The organism is Altererythrobacter rubellus (assembly GCF_030284385.1).
In the GTDB taxonomy this organism is placed as follows: domain Bacteria; phylum Pseudomonadota; class Alphaproteobacteria; order Sphingomonadales; family Sphingomonadaceae; genus Erythrobacter; species Erythrobacter rubellus.
This window is the reverse complement of sequence record NZ_CP127221.1, coordinates 881,728-898,777: the sequence shown is the minus strand read 5'-3', so window position 1 is coordinate 898,777 and position 17,050 is coordinate 881,728. Positions and strand designations below refer to the sequence as shown.

At 58.1% G+C, this 17,050-nt stretch carries 13 protein-coding genes; 4 read left to right on the top strand and 9 right to left on the bottom strand.

Features of this window, described 5'->3' with window-relative positions; translation table 11 throughout:
- The first annotated feature begins 9 nt into the window (after positions 1-9).
- Positions 10-762, top strand: coding sequence for a hypothetical protein (locus QQX03_RS04520; RefSeq protein ID WP_285976679.1), 753 nt, complete (start codon positions 10-12; stop codon positions 760-762).
- Entirely contained in the window at positions 759-1,064 is a 306-nt protein-coding gene (locus QQX03_RS04515) for a polyhydroxyalkanoic acid system family protein (RefSeq protein WP_285976678.1), read from the top strand. Before QQX03_RS04520 ends, QQX03_RS04515 begins: the two co-directional genes overlap by 4 nt.
- Before the next feature lie 16 nt (positions 1,065-1,080).
- Here the strand turns inward: QQX03_RS04515 and QQX03_RS04510 are convergent, their stop codons facing one another.
- From QQX03_RS04510 to QQX03_RS04495, 4 genes are all read right to left on the bottom strand, one after another.
- Positions 1,081-1,788 carry a TonB family protein gene (locus QQX03_RS04510; protein ID WP_285976677.1) on the bottom strand — a complete coding sequence of 236 codons (708 nt, stop codon included), beginning with the start codon at positions 1,786-1,788 and terminating at the stop codon, positions 1,081-1,083.
- Positions 1,789-1,906: 118 nt separating this feature from the next.
- Complete coding sequence (locus QQX03_RS04505) at positions 1,907-5,356, bottom strand: TonB-dependent receptor (RefSeq protein WP_285976676.1); 3,450 nt, start codon at positions 5,354-5,356, stop codon at positions 1,907-1,909.
- A gap of 254 nt (positions 5,357-5,610) precedes the next feature.
- Positions 5,611-6,540 (bottom strand): isopenicillin N synthase family dioxygenase, encoded by a 930-nt coding sequence (locus tag QQX03_RS04500; protein WP_285976675.1) that lies wholly within the window; start codon positions 6,538-6,540, stop codon positions 5,611-5,613.
- 9 nt (positions 6,541-6,549) lie between these two features.
- The gene (locus QQX03_RS04495) at positions 6,550-7,797 is read right to left on the bottom strand and encodes a NupC/NupG family nucleoside CNT transporter (protein WP_285976674.1); all 1,248 of its coding nucleotides are present in this window, start codon (positions 7,795-7,797) and stop codon (positions 6,550-6,552) included.
- A gap of 157 nt (positions 7,798-7,954) precedes the next feature.
- On the opposite strand from QQX03_RS04495, the gene QQX03_RS04490 reads away from it, so the two are divergent.
- Entirely contained in the window at positions 7,955-8,632 is a 678-nt protein-coding gene (locus QQX03_RS04490; RefSeq protein ID WP_285976673.1) for a queuosine precursor transporter, read from the top strand.
- Here the strand turns inward: QQX03_RS04490 and QQX03_RS04485 are convergent.
- Both QQX03_RS04485 and QQX03_RS04480 read right to left on the bottom strand, forming a co-directional pair.
- Positions 8,629-10,560 (bottom strand): beta-galactosidase, encoded by a 1,932-nt coding sequence (locus QQX03_RS04485; protein WP_285976672.1) that lies wholly within the window; start codon positions 10,558-10,560, stop codon positions 8,629-8,631. The two genes, QQX03_RS04490 and QQX03_RS04485, sit on opposite strands and share 4 nt — an antisense overlap.
- A 32-nt stretch (positions 10,561-10,592) precedes the next feature.
- Entirely contained in the window at positions 10,593-11,852 is a 1,260-nt protein-coding gene (locus QQX03_RS04480) for an RsmB/NOP family class I SAM-dependent RNA methyltransferase (protein WP_285976671.1), read from the bottom strand.
- Between the two features lie 54 nt (positions 11,853-11,906).
- Here QQX03_RS04480 and QQX03_RS04475 point away from each other — a divergent pair, with 54 nt between their 5' ends.
- Positions 11,907-12,077, top strand: coding sequence for a DUF1674 domain-containing protein (locus QQX03_RS04475; protein ID WP_285976670.1), 171 nt, complete (start codon positions 11,907-11,909; stop codon positions 12,075-12,077).
- A 99-nt stretch (positions 12,078-12,176) separates the two neighbouring features.
- On the opposite strand, the gene QQX03_RS04470 is transcribed toward QQX03_RS04475, so the two are convergent.
- The 3 genes from QQX03_RS04470 to QQX03_RS04460 all read right to left on the bottom strand — a co-directional run bounded on the left by QQX03_RS04470 (position 12,177) and on the right by QQX03_RS04460 (position 17,049).
- Positions 12,177-13,592, bottom strand: a complete 1,416-nt coding sequence (locus QQX03_RS04470; protein ID WP_285976669.1) for a cytochrome P450 — start codon at positions 13,590-13,592, stop codon at positions 12,177-12,179.
- A gap of 60 nt (positions 13,593-13,652) precedes the next feature.
- Positions 13,653-14,687, bottom strand: a complete 1,035-nt coding sequence (gene hemH / locus QQX03_RS04465; RefSeq protein WP_285976668.1) for a ferrochelatase — start codon at positions 14,685-14,687, stop codon at positions 13,653-13,655.
- Between the two features lie 91 nt (positions 14,688-14,778).
- The gene (locus QQX03_RS04460) at positions 14,779-17,049 is read right to left on the bottom strand and encodes a xanthine dehydrogenase family protein molybdopterin-binding subunit (protein ID WP_285976667.1); all 2,271 of its coding nucleotides are present in this window, start codon (positions 17,047-17,049) and stop codon (positions 14,779-14,781) included.
- Between the last annotated feature and the right edge of the window lies 1 nt (position 17,050).

Here is a 17,050-nt window from a genome sequence, read left to right as displayed (position 1 = left end):
CGGCTATTGATGCCAGATACAACTCGCGAATCCGACCAGATCTTGAGCGCGGCAGGCCAAAGCTTGGTCACCAATCGCGATTACGGCGGCACGCACCGGTCGGCGGAATCGATCGGGCGTTTCTCCGCTGAAGCGAAGTCGAAGCATTGGAGGAAAATGCTCAAGCGCATCCTGATCGCCTTTGCCGGCATCTGGGCAGCGGCCGTTGCGATCGGCCTGATCATCGACGGGATCGGTTTTACAGGCATCATGCTGACATTGTTGGCGGCTGTGGTTGCGGTGGGCGTCATCACACGCGGTCGCAAGATCAAGGTTCCGCAGCGCCAGGACCTCAAGAAAGGCGACGCCAAGCGAATGGTTGCCAGCACCGAGCTTTGGCTGGAGGCACAACGCCCTGCGCTGCCGGCACCAGCAGTGCAATTGATCGACACCATGGGTGTACAGCTTGATGCGCTGGGCATGCAGCTTGCCACCGTCGATCAGAACGATCCGAACATCAACGAAGTCCGCGAACTGGTTGGCGATTACATCCCCGAAACGATCGACAACTACTGCAAGATACCCGCGCATCTGCGACAGGAAACGCATGCAGGCAAGACCGCGGACGAGCGGTTGGTTGACAGCCTGACCAAGCTTTCAGGCGAAGTTGACCGGGTGACCCGTCGGTTGGCGGAGGGCGCACTTGACGATCTGGCGATCAAGGATCGATATCTCGAATACCGCTATGGCGGGCCCGAAGTGTTGGAGGACAATAGCAAGTGAGAGTAGCCCTTCCCCACGATCTGGGCCGCGAGGAAGTGCGCCGCCGCTTGAATGATCGCAGCCACGAGATCGTGGACTACATTCCCGGCGGCATGGCAGATGTCGAAATGGATTGGGTCGAGGAAGATCGCATGGCGCTGCACATAACCGCCATGAATCAGACAGTTACCGGTCATATCGATGTTTACGAAGAGCAGGTCGTTTTCGAAGTGCAGCTTCCCGGCATGCTTTCATTTGTCGAGCCTGCAATCGAGAAGGCGATCCGTAACAATGGGCAGAAGATGCTCGCAGCACCCAAGTAAGCCCAAATCTGATCACTTAGTTGAAAAAACGCTGCTGGTAATAAAACACCGTGGCAACCGGATTGCCATTGCTGTCTCGCGCGGGTTCAAACCGGATTTGTTCGTAGGCCAACTCGCAGACCGCCGCGTCGGTTTCGGGAAATGGGCTGGCGCGGTAGACGCTACAGTTGGTCACCCGCCCCTGTGGTGACACCCTCAGCCGTACAATCACAGACTTGCCGATGCGCGCTTTGCGGCCACCGGGCGGTATCGGAAACGCGCTGGCATCGGTGATCGAGCGGATCAGCACCGGCTTGCTCGCCAGCGTAGAGCCCTGACCGCTACCCTCATCTCCACTGCCTGTGCCATCACCCACACCACTCGCACCGGTGCCATCACCGTTTGCAGTTGCGCCCGAAGTGTTGGCCTGCCCCGTAGACGCGGCCTGAGGCAATTCACGCCGCCGCTCTGGCGGGATACGCGGGCTTGGCGCGCTGCCAGGTTGCGGCACAGCTTCTTTGCCGGGATCACCTTGCATCCCTTCGTCCGGCTGTTCCGGCTTTTCGGGCGGCGCGGTAATCGTAACGGTAAAAGCCTCGACCACGTTGCGCTCTATCGCCTGTGTGAAATCGGGGGCGAGCGCGCGCGTCAATCCGTAAAGGCCAAGCAGGTGGAACAGCACCAACGCGATGACAATGCCCAGACGCAGTTTCCGCTCGCGCTTCAGAAATCCTGTTTGTGGCATCGCGATTTGCCTTTTGCCTGGCGTGAGATGGCAAATGCTAGGCCAAGTGGGCGCACAAAAGCAAACGGCGGAGCCCGAAGGCCCCGCCGCTCGTTAGATTAGCAATTGTTCGCGAGGATTAGAACTCGTAGCGAACGCCAACCTGGATACGCCATGCTGACGGGTTGATCGCGATGAAGTTCTGATCGTCTGGATTGAAGTCATCGATGATGTAACGACCTTCATCGTCTACATCCGCATCAGCGACAGAGACGAGACCGTCAAAGCCACCACGCGACTTCAGGATGTTCCATCCACTATCAAGCAGGTTGAGGAAGTTGGCGACATCCGCGAAGAGCTCAATGCGATCTTCCTTGATGCCGGTCAGGCTTCCGAGGAACGGCAGTTCCTGGCTGAAGCGCAGGTCCATATCAACATGCCAATCGTTGCGGCAGGTGTTGCGCTTGATTGTGGCGCCTGGGGTGAACTTACAACCCGACGCATTCACATAATCGACCACGGCCTGAACTGCATCCGGATCAGACAGAGGCGATACGTTCGGATCGCTCACGCCTGACGGGACATAGAGCAGCGCGTTGTCGTTACCCGACGAGCTGTCAGCAAACACACCGCCACCATCGAAGGTCAAGCTGTACGGACGGCCTTCGCGTGCGCGGAAGAAGAAGCCAATGCTGGTGTCGTAACCATCAATGAACTGCTCCTTGAAGTTAACCGCCGCAGTGAAGTTGTGGCGGGTTTCCGTGGTCGCAGTCGAGACAGCCGGATCCTGACGGTCGAACGCCGCGGTAACGTCAAACGACGAGGTTGCCGTCGAAGACTGGTTGTTACGTGCGTTGTTCGAGTCTGTGAACGCGTAACCGAACGTTACATTGGTGCTGCCACCATCGGTGAACAGGCCGCTTTCGAACCGCTTGCGCAGAACTGCCGAGATCGAGTGCGACTCAGAGCTACCGTCATTGGTCAGCTGGATCTCGTCGTCACGACCGGTGTTAAAGCAAGCCGCCGATACGTTGGTGTAGACCGGCGGAGTTCCGCCATCGCCCTGAAGCACAGCGTCACAGCCAGCAACGGTGGTATCGATCGCTGCATAAATCGGGCGGCCGTCTACGGTGAAACCATTGAGGCCCTGACGGATATCAGGGGTCTGCGACAGGTCGACGAAGTTCAACGCATTGTTGTAACGCGAATAGATGTAGTCGAGCTGCAGGTTCCAGTTGCTGAAGAAGCCGGTTTCCGCACCGATGTCTGTCTGGAACGCCAGGCTTGCACGCGTAACGGTCGGCACCTTGAAGTTCGGGTTGGTCGACTGAACATCAGCTCGTCCAGCCGCCGCATCAGCAGCACCGCCATCAATCGCACACTGAGGGAAGCCGGTGAATCCGCCACCAGTCACAACGTCATACTGGCCGGTTACCGGATCAACAGCGATATCGCCCGCACCGCAATCGAAACGTGTCGTTCCGAGCGCGCTCGAGAATCCGTTGTTCGAGAATGCGTTCGAGAAATACACGACCGGGTCACCGCCCGAGAAGACACCTACACCACCTGTCACGCGACTGTTGGAGAAGAAGCCCTCATTGTCGAACTCATAGGTGGCTGAAAGGCGCGGCAACCATACCGGATCGATCTTCGCGAACGAATTGGCATTGGTGAAGCCGAATCGGTCCAAGAAGTTCGGGTTCGCCGCTGGCGCATCGCCATCATAGATCTGAACCCGCATGCCTGCATTAACAGTCAGCTGATCGGTCGCTTGCCATTCGTCCTGAGCATAGAACGAATAGATCTGTCGGCTGAATCTTGCCGCTGCGTTGTTGATGTCTCCATCGATACCGGCGTTGATGTCACCACCCAGTGCTTCGCCATTGGCAACTTCGTCTGCGTTGGGGAACAGCTCGGTCCCTGGTGACAGGAGGCCAGCTTCAAAGTCAGCGAAGTTCTGGAAGTAAAGCGAACCGGTTGCGTTAATAGCGAACAGGTTGAACACTTCCAGATCACTAAGTTCAGCACCGAACTTCAGGAAGTGACCGTTGTCAGCATCGTAGTTGAGCTGGAAGCGGGCCTGATCGATCTTCGTGTCGAGCTGGTTGGCCGAACGGAAGATGCCAGGGCCGGTTGAAAGGATACCGTTGTTGTCGGTAACACCGCCGCCTGACACTGCGGTGCCATCGGGCATTACGCCAACGACAAGACGCGGTGTTGGATTGTCTGACTGCGCTTCTCCAAAGCCAACCGGGCCCTGAACGTCGCCAACTTCTGCACGGCTAACGCGCAGTTCGGTCGAGATTGAATCGCTCCAGTCCGAGTACAAACGAACCGAGTAATAGTCCGAGATCGTGCCTTCGTCTTCGAAGCTGTTTAAACCAGTCAGGTTCGAGCCACCGAAGTCGCTTTCGATGTTGGTTTCTTCCAGACGCTGATAGGTCGCCTCAAGGCGGTGATCGTCGGTGATGATCGCGTCAAGACGACCGAAGTAACGTACGTTGCCTTCAGCCAGCGAACGCGGGTAGCCGCCTACATCCTGGCCATAAACGTCGCGCGCGATACGCGCGAACTCGTCAAACTGAGCCTGGCTTACGAAGTCAGCTTCGTTAGTGAAGCCGCCACCTGCCGGGCCAAAGTTGTTACCGCCAGCAAGATCAGCTTCTTCGTAACCGAATGCAAAGAAGACGCGATCCTTGATGATCGGACCGTTGATGGTTGCACCCCAGCGCTTCTCTTCGTTGGCGGTCAGCGGACGACCATCGATGCTGTTCGCAAACAGCCCACCGTCAAAGTAGGTAAAGAACGCCGAACCGCTGAATTCATTGCCACCGCTTTCAGTGACAACGTTGATAAGGCAGCCTGTGAAGTCAGAATATTCAACATCGAACGGTGCGAATTCGACCGAAATCTGGTCGATCACATCGTAGGGAAGCGGCAGCGAGTTACGCGCTGCGAAAGGTGTGCCATTCAGACCGAAGACGTCCGACTGGACGATGCCGTCAACGGTAAAGGTGTTGGTGCGGTCATTGCCACCCAAGCAAGAGATACGATCAACATCGTTGTTCTGCTCAAGGCTGACGCGCGGGTCGATGCGGATGATGTCACGAACGTCGCGTGTAAGCGACGGGAAAGCTTCCAGAGTGGCAGTGTCGAACGCTACGCCCGGGCCAACCGCCAGCTGTACCGCGCCTGCACGTGCACCGGTCACGATGATCACATTGTCCGATGCACCAGCAGCGGTCGATGTCAGGTTGAATGAGTAAGACGTGTTACCCGAAAGGTTGATGAACTGGTTCTCAACAGTCTGGCCTTCATAACCAGGTGCGGTTGCAGTCACTGTGTAAGGACCGCCCGGTACAAGCGAACCGACACGGAAGTTGCCGTCTGAACCAGCAGTCAATGTGCGGGTCTGGCCGGTGCGTGTGTCAGTTACAGTAATAGTCGCGCCGGGAATGGCTGCACCGGTTTCGTCAGCAACCTGACCCTCAACACCTGATGTAATGGTTTGCGCGGCAGCTGGTGTCGCAATCGTCGCAGCAGCCGAAAGGCTGACAACGCTCGCTGCCAAAAGATACTTTAGTTTCATGACAATTAAGCCCCTGGTGAGAATATGAGGTTGGGTGAGTGATTCTCGATGCCGTTCGATAAAGACGAATAGCGAAGCCCAAAAGTCAGTTTTGTGACAGATTTATGAAACGGGGCGCGTTCGCACCCGCGCTTCATCCTTTCGCAACTGCAAAAAACTTGCAAACCCGCAGAATCCCTAGGATTCCCGCCCGTGTTGCGACTCCGCAACAGAATTGGTTTATTTCAGTTTTTTCCACACGGAGCCGGCGCGGGTCAGGCGAGATTTATCTCTCGCAAGCGCTGTTGCAGGAATTCATGGCTTGAGATCGGCTCGGGCGCTTCCGATTCTTTGCCCGGTTCAATGCAGCTTTCCAGCGTTCTGATTTCATAGTCCGGGCGAAAATGTAGGAAAAACGGCATCGAAAAACGCGAACGTTTCGCCGCTTCACCGCGCGGGTTCACAACCCGGTGCGTGGTCGAGCGAAGCTTGCTGTTTGTCAGCCGGTCCAACATATCGCCAACATTGATCACCAACGCGCCGTCAGGAGTATCGACAGCTTTCCACTCACCTTGCTTGGTGAGCAGTTCGAGCCCTGCCTCTTCTGCGCCAAGTAAAAGTGTGATCGTATTGATATCACCGTGTGCTGCTGCACGGATCGCGCCTTCGGGGGCCTCGTCGCCCAATGGAGGGTAGTGCAGCAAACGCATAACCGAGTTGCCATCTTCGACGGTCGGCGCAAAATAGCCGCGATCAAGCCCCAGATGCATAGCGATCGCTTCCAGCACTCGGCCGCCAGCTGTCTCAAACGCAGAATAGAGCTGACTGAAAGTATCCTTGAAACTCTCAATCTCTGACGGCCAGATATTGGGCGCCATGAATTCGGCCAGTGCGTGCCCTTCAGGCAAGCTGCGCCCGACGTGCCAAAACTCTTTCAAGTCCTGCACCTCCGCATCCTTGGCTTTCTCCGTGCCAAACGGCGTGTAGCCGCGCGCACCGCCGCCACCCGGCAGCTGATAATCGCGCTTCACATCTTCCGGCAGGGCGAAGAATTCCTTCGACTTTTGCTCGGCGCGATCGATGAGATCTTGCGGAATTCCGTGATCACGGATCACCGCAAAGCCATATTCGGCAAAACTGCGGCCCAGCTCGTCGGCGATGGTTTCGAGCGGCTGCTCGAGCGAAACGATTGCGATATCTGTCATGGCTCTAACTTAATATGGAAGGAACACACTTGCCAGTGCTGCGCTCATCAAGTTCGCTAAGCTACCGGCGGCGAGCGCTTTTAATCCCAGACGCGCGATCACAGGTCTTTGATTTGGCGCAAGTCCGCCCGTTACTGCCATCTGGATCGCGATCGAGCTGAAATTGGCAAAACCGCACAGTGCAAAGGTAACAATCGCACGGCTTCGGTCGGACAGCATGCTTGCGTCCATCGCACCCAGTTGGATGAAAGCGACGAATTCATTGATCACCACTTTCGTCCCGAACAATCCGCCGGCAAGCCCGGCCTCTTCCCAAGGAATACCGATCAGGAACATGACCGGTGCAAAGATGTAGCCGATGATTTGCTGGAAGCTCAGCTCAGGATAGCCGAATAGACCGCCAACCCCGCCCAAGATGCCATTGGCGAGCGCAACCAGCGCGACAAACACCAGCACCATGGCTCCCACAGCGACTGCGAGCTTTACGCCCGTCTGCGTGCCTTGCGCAGCGGCTTCGATGATGTTGGCGGGATGGTGCCCTTCTTCAAAAGTTTCCGACACTTCGACCGGATCATTGTCATGCGCGTCATCGCCCTCCTCATCGGGGTAGATGATCTTCGCCATCAAGATACCGCCCGGCGCAGACATGAATGCCGCTGCAAGCAGGAATGGCACGGCGTCAGAGCCGATGAAGCTCGCATAGGCTGCAAGGATTGTGCCCGCGACGCCTGCCATGCCCACGCTCATCAAAGTGAAAAGCCGCGCGGGAGGCAATGCCGCCAAATAGGGGCGCACGACCAGCGGGCTTTCCGATTGGCCAACGAAGATGTTTGCCGCGCTGCCAAGGGCCTCGACCCGGCTGATCCCTGTGATCCAGCCAAGCGCGCCGCCGACCCAGCGCACCAGACGCTGCATGATACCCAAGTGATATAGGATTGCGACAAGCGCCGCGAAGAAGACGATCACCGGCAATGCTGCGATCAGGAATGTGTTGGTGAAAGGGTTTGCGTCCATAGGGCCGAACACAGCTTCGATACCGACTTTCGAATAGTCCAGAAGCGCGATCACTCCGTTAGAAAGGCCGCCGATGGCTGCCACTCCGAAGGGTGTCCGTAGCACGAGCAGGGCCATGACGATTTGCAGAGCAAAGGCCGCACCCACCACACGCAATCTGATACGCTTTTTTCCATTCGACAGCAGGAATGCGATGCCAAGAATAGTGAGTATGCCGAACAGGCTGATGACGAATTGCGGCATAAGACCCCTATGTTGCCGTGAAGATCGAGATTGGCGCTGGGTGTTGCCGTTTCTCTTCGCTTAGTCAAACCCTGCGCGTTGGCTCGCCTGAAGACTCCCACAAGGATTTGCGTGGAAAGGCTTTCCTTTTACGCCCTGCGCCGCTTAGAAACCGCGCATGACAGATACCGCAGCTTCATCGACCGACCTGCGCATACCGCGCGCCTTCTTCATTTACGCCATCCTCTATGGCGGGATGACTGTGCTGGCGGGTGTGGTCGCCTTCAAGCAAGTGCAGCTTTGGCCCAGCCAATTGGCAGTCGAGGCTGGAATCTTCCCGTTCCTGATGCTGGTTGTGATCACCAGCACTATTGCGCAGCTCTACGGGCAAAAAATGGCCAATAAGATGGTGTGGATCGGCTTCATCCCCTTGGCTGCTTCGGCGGCGCTGATCTTCCTGGCCTTAAGCTTGCCACCGTCTTTGGAGATGATCGAATATCGCCGCGAAGACCTTGCCGCTTTCGAGCGCGTACTTGGACAAACACCTCGCATCTTGATGGCTGGCCCTGCGGCCTACATCACTTCGCTGCTGCTTAACGTATGGATCTTTTCTAAACTGCGCGGAAATGGCGAAGGCGGCGCGATCAGCCTGATGGTGCGCGGCGCGATTGCCTCAGCGCTAAGCCAAGCGATTGATTCGGTGATTTTCATCACGCTCGCTTTTTATGGTGAGTTCGACATTACCGATCTGATGATCGGACAGGTTATCGCAAAGGTCACGCTCAGCTTTGTGCTGGTGCCGTTCCTGATAACCGGCGGTGTCGCGCTGGCGAAGTGGCTCGACAGCAAGGATTAGTCAGCGGCGAATACTGCATATCGAGCAGGCGCGAGTTCGCGTAAACCGGTGATCGGAGCGCCCGCAATCGCTTCAGGTATCGCAACCTTGTGCGACGAATAATTGAAGACGAAAGTGTATTTCGCAGTCCGCCGAACGCGCAAACCATCGGGCAATTCAATCGCTCGAAGTTCCGCTTCACTGACCGCGCGCGATGTCACTTCGTCAAGCACGGCACCTAGCGGCCAGGTCGCGAGATAGCGCCGGCTGCCAGCGCGCCAAGAAGCCACAGCACCGTCTTTGGCCACCAGCTCTGCCTCCATTGTGCCTTCGACATGGTCCAGCCAGCGCGCAATCGCCCATCCGTCGCCAGCGTGCTCCAGCCCGGGGCGCAAGCTTTCGCTGCGTGTCACCTTCACCGGCATGGTGGATTGCAACGGTCCAGGCGGCAATTCGTCCGGAATGCGGAAATCGATTGTCCGGCTACCCGTTCGAGGGCCGACAATCACCTGCCCTTCGAAGCTCTCGAGCGATGCCGCCAGCGTTTCCGGCACGATCGGCAGGCAGGGGATCACTACGAGCGCGTACGGCGATATGTCCGCATGGGGTGGAACGATATCGACATTCAAACCCAGCTTGCGCAGCGCGCGGTAGCTGTCGAATACCGCCCAAAGTGCAGACAATCCCTCCCCTTGCGGCTGGATCTGCGTGATCCATTCCGAATCATAAGAAAACACGACTGCGGCTTGCCGAACAGGCTGGCCCACATTGCCCAGCTGCGCGACAATGTCAGCCGCGTGCTGCGCTTCTCCAAGAGCAGGCGCTGGCTCTCCATCAGGCCGTAGCAATCCGGCATGCATTTGCTCCTGCGCGAAAGGTGCCTGCCGCCAACGGAAATAGCTGACCAATTCCGCGCCATGCGCCATGGCTTCAAGCGTCCAGAGCGCAACCATGCCATCAAGCGGTGCGGGATTGTGCCGCGCCCAGTTTACTGGCCCCGGTTGCTGCTCCAACACCGACCAGCGCTCATCTTTGGCGCAGCCACGATACAGATCGTGATGGAACGCGGCGATGTCGGGCTGGCCCTGCCGCGCGAAATGCAACTTCTCCTGATCCGAAAAGCGGAACATCTCGAGGAAACCGAGCGGATAACTATCCCACCCCAGCACATCGAGGTCACTCGCCAGATCATGATGGTCATAGCCGGTGTAAAAGCCCATCGCGTTGTGGGTAATGTCGCGGCCCGGCGAAAACTCCCGCAAGATTTCAACCTGCATTTGGTTGAAGGCGATTACCTGATCTGAAGAAAATCGCCGGAACGCAAGCCAATGTGCTGGGTTCGCTTCCGTGGCGGTCAAATTGGGCAGCTCGACTTCATCGAAGCCGCGATACTCCATACTCCAGAAAACATTGCCCCAGGCCTCGTTGAGTGCCGTTATGTCGCCGTAGCGCTCGTTCAACCAGAGCCGGAACGCATCGCGCGCAGCAGGCGAGAAGCTCTGAACCGTATCGTGGCAGCCATACTCATTGTCGGTCTGCCAGCTGACGATGCCCGGATGCTCGCCGTAACGCTCCGCGACCGCGCGCGTGATCCGCGCCGCTTGCTCGCGATATCCCGCATGGCTGAAGCAATAATGCCGCCGCGAGCCGAACCCCCGCAGGCGCCCTTGCCGGTCGAGCGCGACCATATCTGGCATGGAGTCGACCAGCCATTTGGGCGGGGTGGCCGTGGGCGTACCCATGATGATGCCCAAGCCTGCCTCATGGAGAACATCTACCGCATCATCGAGCCATTGCCAGTCATAACGACCCGGCTCCGACTCTATACGGCTCCATGCAAATTCGCCAATCCTAACGCGGGCTAGCCCTGCCTCGCGCATCATGCGCGCATCGGTTTTCCAGCGCTCTTGCGGCCAATGTTCCGGGTAATAGCAAACGCCCAAGTGCATGATGCCAGCCTTTGCGCGAGCGACCGTAGCGGTCAAGCCTTCTGCCAACGCGCGACGAAGAAGCTATCCAGTCCGCCTTCGTCCGCCAGCAGACCAGGATGGGTACGCAACCAGCCTTCCGCAGTTGGCTGCAGCCCCGCAGGCAGCTCTCCGGCTGTGATGGCAAGCGGAGCAAGATCGCAATTCGCATTGATCCACTCGGCTTGGTTCTCGCCTTCTTCATGTTCGAGCGAGCAGACCGCGTAAATCAGCACTCCGCCGGGTTTGAGCCATGTGGCAGCTCGTTCCACCAAACCGCGCTGAAGCTTCACCATCTCCTCTATCTGATCTGGACCGATCCGGTGGAGCACATCGGGGTGGCGGCGACATGTGCCCGTTGCTGTGCATGGCGCATCAAGCAATATCGCGTCATACAGGTGCTTCGGCTCCCAAATCAGCGCATTAGCACGCAATGGTGATGCTTTCAGGCCGGTGCGCTCTAGGTTTTCCTTTAGCAGCCCCAGCCGCCGCTTGCTAAGATCGAGCGCCGTTACATTCCAGCCATTGGCCGCAAGCTGCAGAGTTTTGCCGCCCGGCGCGGCGCACAGATCCAGCACATGCTTTGACCCTGATTCATGGGTGCCTTTGCCCAAGAGGCGCGCCGGCAGAGATGCTGCCAGATCCTGCACCCACCATTTCCCTTCGGAAAAACCGGCAATTTTTTCAATTGCTTCACCCCGGGCCAGTCGCAAATGGCCGGGTGCAAGACTATCAGCCGCCAATTGCACAGCCATTGCTTGCGTCTCGCTGGCATCGCGCAGAGTGAGGTCCAAAGGCGGCGGATCGACCAGTCCCGGTGCAATGGCCTCAGCGCGCGCTCCCCAGCGTTCCATGACCGGCCCGGGCAGGCTCGGCGCCTCTGGCAATGCTGCCTCGCGCTTGATCAGTGTCGAGAAGACGCCATGCGCAAGACGGCGCGGGCCGCCAGCAAGCAATGGCAAGGCAGTGGCAATCACTGCGTGTGACGGAGTTTCCAGTCGCAGCGTCTGCGCCAACATCATCCGCAAAACCATCCGCTGCCTTGCATCATCCGGCAGGCGCTGCTTCGTCGCGCTGTCGATCATTGCATCGAAGTCAGTCTGCCAACGCAAACTCTCATTCGCGATCGCCAGCGCCAGGCCCCTATCGGCTGGCTTGCGGACCGAACGAAGCGCTGAATGTTCTGCCTGTTCCAGCGTTTCGCCACGGCGAAGCACTGCATCAAGCATCTTTAATGCGGCGCGGCGCGAATGAATTCCGGAAGGTTGAACCATGCGCGGCTCCTACTCGCGCTTGAAACCAAGCGCCAGTCTGCGCATTTAGTTTGTATGACAATCAAGAAATCCGCCAAGAAATCCAGGGCTGCCAGGGACTTCGAAAAGCCTGCCCATTGGAGCAATGATCCGCCGCCCAAGCCCAAAGCGGGCAAGATCGACGAGAAGCTCTCTCCCACGCGCTACGGTGACTGGGAGAAAGATGGGATCGCGATTGATTTCTAGATCGCGCGCTCCCGCGAAAGCAGGAGCCAAGGGCCACGGTTGACTTGCCAGCCGTTTCAGGTTTCTGCCTCCGCAGGAACTCAGAGGCAGATGGCTAGATCACAACTTCCTGAAACTCACCTTCAGCCCATCTTTCGGCTGAGGGATCGGCCACGCCTGCCACTCCGGTTCATATCCCGGCGCCACTTCAATCGAATATTGTTGTAGCAATTGCGCGAGTAGGATCTTCACTTGCATATATGCAAAGTGCAGGCCCAGACACATATGCGCGCCGCCACCAAACGGCACCCACGCATATTTGTGCCGCGCCTTCACTTTCTCCGGCGTAAACCGCATCGGATCGAATGTGGAGGGATCTGGCCACAGCGTTTCATCATGGTGCGTGTGGTGAATATTGATTCCAACCGGAGTTCCAGCGGGAATGGAACACCCCCCGAATTCAAACGCCTTGAGCGCCCGGCGCGGCATGGATGGGACCGGCGGAATAAGCCGCAACGCCTCCTTGAACGCCATCTCGGTCAATTCAAGCTTGCCCAGATCGTCATAACTCAACGGGCGCGGATTGCCTTCTGCATCCGGGCCGCCGGTGACAGCGATGATCTCGTCGCGGATATTGTCCTGCCACTGCGGATATTTGGCGAGCAGAAAGATTAGCGATGTCGCTGAAGATGTGATCGTATCATGCGCAGCCATCATCAGGAAGTTCATGTGATCGACCACTTCGTCGACCGGCAGCAATGTGCCATCCTCGCGGGTTGCCGTGGCAAACTGGCTGAACATATCCTGCCCGCCGCCTTCTTCGCGGCGGCGATGCGTTTCCTTGGTGAAGTAATCGACCAGGAACTCACGGCCCTTCACACCCTTGCGCATTTTGGTGAAAGGCAAGGGGCGGCGCACCGGCGCAACCGAAGCCTGCACCATGTCGACAAAGGCCGCGTTGATCCTATCGGCCTCTGGCCCCCAGGGGATACCGATGAAACTGTCTGCCGCCAGATCAAGCGTAAGCTTCTTGATCGCCGTATAGAAGGCCATATCACCTTCCCAGCCGGCAATCTCCTTTGCGATCCCGCGATTGAGCGCGCCCGAATAATGCCGCATTGGTTCAGGCTTGAAGGCAATCGACAGCGCGCGCCGGTCAATCCGGTGATGGTCAAAATCCATCAACATCAAGCCGCGCGGGAACAGCTGATCCAGCACCGGCCCCCAACCTTGCTCGCTGGAGAACATCTTGTCCTTGTTGAACAACACCAGCTCATTCGCTTCGGGTCCGACCAGGGCGACATTCCAGCCGCCGAATGCACGTGTCTTGTAGACGCGGCCATATGTTTCAACCATGCGCTTGGTAAAGGCATGCGGATCAGCCAGCATTTTGAAAGTGTTGCCGACAATCGGCCAGCCGCCTTCGCCGGGAATGTGATCTAGATCGGATGGATCAGGATTGCCTTCGGTCCAATGCCGAGGAGCGGTGTCCACAGGCTCGGATGATTTCGGTGTTGGTTGAGCGATGCTTGCCATGGGGGTGGTCCTAGTTTCGAGCGGTTTCGCTATTTACCCCAATGTTAATAGAAAAGGCGCCTAAATCCAGCCTGAAAGTTCGCGGCGCATGATAGTTTCGAGCATTTGCATGCCTGCTTCGGACGTATTGAGGCATGACAAGACGGCGCAATCCTTACCGCCAGCTTCCAAAAACTCGTCGCGACCTTCTAGCGCGAGCTCTTCCAGAGTTTCGACGCAATCAGCGGAAAATCCGGGTGCAACGACCGCGATGCGCCTGGTTCCCTTTTCCGCTTCCGCCACAAGCGTGTGATCGGTTGCCGGCTCCAGCCATTTCGCCTTGCCAAACCGTGACTGGAAACTTGTTTCAATGCGCAAGTCTTCCAGGCCTTCGACTTTTACCAGCCGTTCAGCGAGCAATCGCGCGGTCTTACGACAATGGCAATGATAGGGATCGCCCAGTTCCAACGTGCGCAGCGGCATTCCGTGGAAGCTGAGCAGCAGAACTTCAGGCTTGAAATCGAGTGCGGAAAGCTGACAGGTGATGTCCGCTTCCAATGCCTCGATATAAGCTGGATCGTCATGATAGGCGGGGAGTGTTCGCAACGCCGCTTGCCATCGCGTATCGCCAAGATATTCGGCTGCCTTGTCGACCACGGTGGCAGTGGTCGCACCCGAATATTGCGGGTAAAGCGGTGCAAGCAAAATGCGATCGCACCCGGCCTCTTGCAGCGCTTTCAGTTCCTGCGGGATCGATGGCTGTCCATAACGCATGGCGTGGCGCACAATCACTTTATCGCCCAAACGATTCTGAAGACCGCGTGCTTGATCGCGTGTGATGACCAGCAAGGGCGAACCTTCATCGGTCCACACTTTTGCATATGCCTTGGCGCTCTTTTTCGGGCGCGTGTTGAGAATGATCCCGCGCAGGATCACCTGCCAGATCACAGCCGGTATCTCGATCACACGCGGGTCGGACAGGAACTCCTTCAGATAACGCTTCACATCACGCGGCTCAGGTGAGTCGGGCGTGCCCAGATTGACCACGAGCAAGCCAACACGGCCGCTATTGACTGGCGGGTGATCTGACGGGAGTTGTTGCTGCTGCCAGGTCACGCGGGGAGCATCCCAACCCGGAAGCTGCCGCTAGCGGAGGAGCGACAGAGCGCAGGGTTCTCTAGGGTCCTCGGGACTGAAAGCAGATACGTCATAAGCCGTCTGAAAGTAGGGGCAAGCGGCGCATTCTCAAGCCGGTGGCTGAATAAAGTGCGTTTGCAATGGCTGGCGCGGCCACCACAGCGCCCAATTCGCCCGGATCAAACGCCCGCGCATCGCTCGCGATGAAATCGACGATAATCTCCGGACAATCGGCCAGAGCCGGTAAGTTGAGCGCGCTCAATTGTTGGGATTGCAGCAGTCCGCCAGAATATCGCGTGCTCGCGCCCATCGCAGTTGCGAGGCCGAACACAAGACCTCCTTCGATCTGTTGACGCGCAATGTCTAGATTGACGATCCGCCCAATATCGACTGCCGCCACTATCTGATCCACGCGAACGCCGCCCTCGCCAGCCCGCGCCGTTGCGACGCAGGCAATGCGTCCACCACTCTCCGCATCGCCGATCCGGTGGCATGCAATACCCTGACCACTTTGATCAACGCCGCCGCCCCACTCAGCCAGGCTGGCTGCGCGCTGCAAACATGCGGCGAGCCGTGTGTCGCTGCCTAGCATGGCCATACGGAATGACAGCGGTTCGCGCCCTCTCTCGCTCGCCACTTCATCGATGAAGCTTTCAATCGCAAAAGCCGTGTATGTATTGGCGTTGCCGCGCAGACGAGATACGGGCAAGCCGATCTCCACCGGCACATGATCCACCGCCGCGTCTGGAATTGCGTAAGGCGGCATCGCGCCTTCGCCCGCCAAGCTATCCGCTTTTCCCTCTGTGTCACGAATGGCAGACCACGTGGCGGAGTTTTCAAACAGACGTTGCCCGAACTCCAGGTTGGCTGGCGGCATGGCGATCCGCGTGCGCATGGCTTCGATCCGCGCATCCGCACCTCGATCAATCTTTGCGGCTATCGAGATCGCAGCGGGCGAACGTGGACGCGAAGCCAAAATTTCCTGCCAACGAGACCAGACCAGTTGCACCGGCCGCGCGATCTCTCGCGCGATCAGCGCAACTTCGATGGCGTGATCATGCTCATAGCGCCGGTCAAAGCTACCACCGGCGGGCATCGGGAACAGAACGACATCTTCGACGTCGATACCGATTGCGCGCGCGGCTGCGATCCGGGCGCGCTCGGGCGCTTGGGAAGCGATCCAAAGCTCCAGCTTGCCATCAACAAATCGCGCGGTCGCCGTGCTGGTCTCGTTCGTGGCATGCAGTCCAGGCTCGATATCGTAGCGCAGCTCCAAATCGGGCGTTTCCAGGCGGGCATCGGGATCACCGCGCTCCGCAATTCGCTCAGCTTCGCCAGTGGTGACTGCGCGGTCAAGCTGCTCCTCGATCATGTCGCTATCAACGAGATGCTCCACCCTGAAGCGTGCCCCCATCGTGTCGAGCGCCTGCTCAGCCGCCCACCAGCTTGTCGCCACAACGGACAGCCAGCGTTTGCCTTTTACCGCTCCGACAATACCGCTGATATTGCGCGCGTTGAACGGGTTGAACTCTGTCAACTCAGCCTTGTCGAGCGGACCGTGGCGGATCGCTGCGTAGACCATGCCGGGCAGACGCACATCACCTGCGAACAGGAACGAACCATCGACTTTTGATGGCAAGTCCAAGCGCGGAAAGGCGCCTTCGCCCCCCGCTTCGCCGGGCAAGGCATCCTCGCTATAGGGCTCCGGCATTAATGGAGGCGGGTCTGGCGGATCGAATTCAGCCGCCTCCATCGCCAGCTCGCCAAAGCTCAAGCTGCGATCCTCATAGACGATAAAGCCCGCACTCGCGCGGCATTCCTCCCACTCGACATTCCAGCGCGCAGCAGCAGCCTGTGCCAGCATGGCCCGCGCCGAAGCCGCAGCTAAACGGCATGGCTCCTCGAACGCATCGAGCGATGTCCCATCACCGGTGATGTTGAGCCGCTCGGTTTGCGCAAAACGCGTCGCCAACGTTCCATCTGGGTCGTCGGCCAGGGCCGGAAAGTTTGCCCACATGGGTGCCCATTTCGCAGCCAGCGGGACATTGGCATATTCGCCGCTTACTGGCGCAGGTTCGACCGCAATCTGGCGCCAGTCAGCGCCCAGTTCGGCTGCAACCAGCTGCGGGATCAGCGTGGTAATGCCTTGCCCCATTTCCAACTGCGGCACAGCAACCGTAATAACACCGTCGCTGGCAATCTTGAGCCAGGCATCGAAGATCTGCTCGCCATCGCGCGCTTGCAGCGGATTTGGGAAGCTGCGCGGATACAGCGTCCACGCGATCAGCAGACCGCCGCCCGCTGCCGCTCCTACCAGCAATCCGCGCCGCGTAATCGCCATA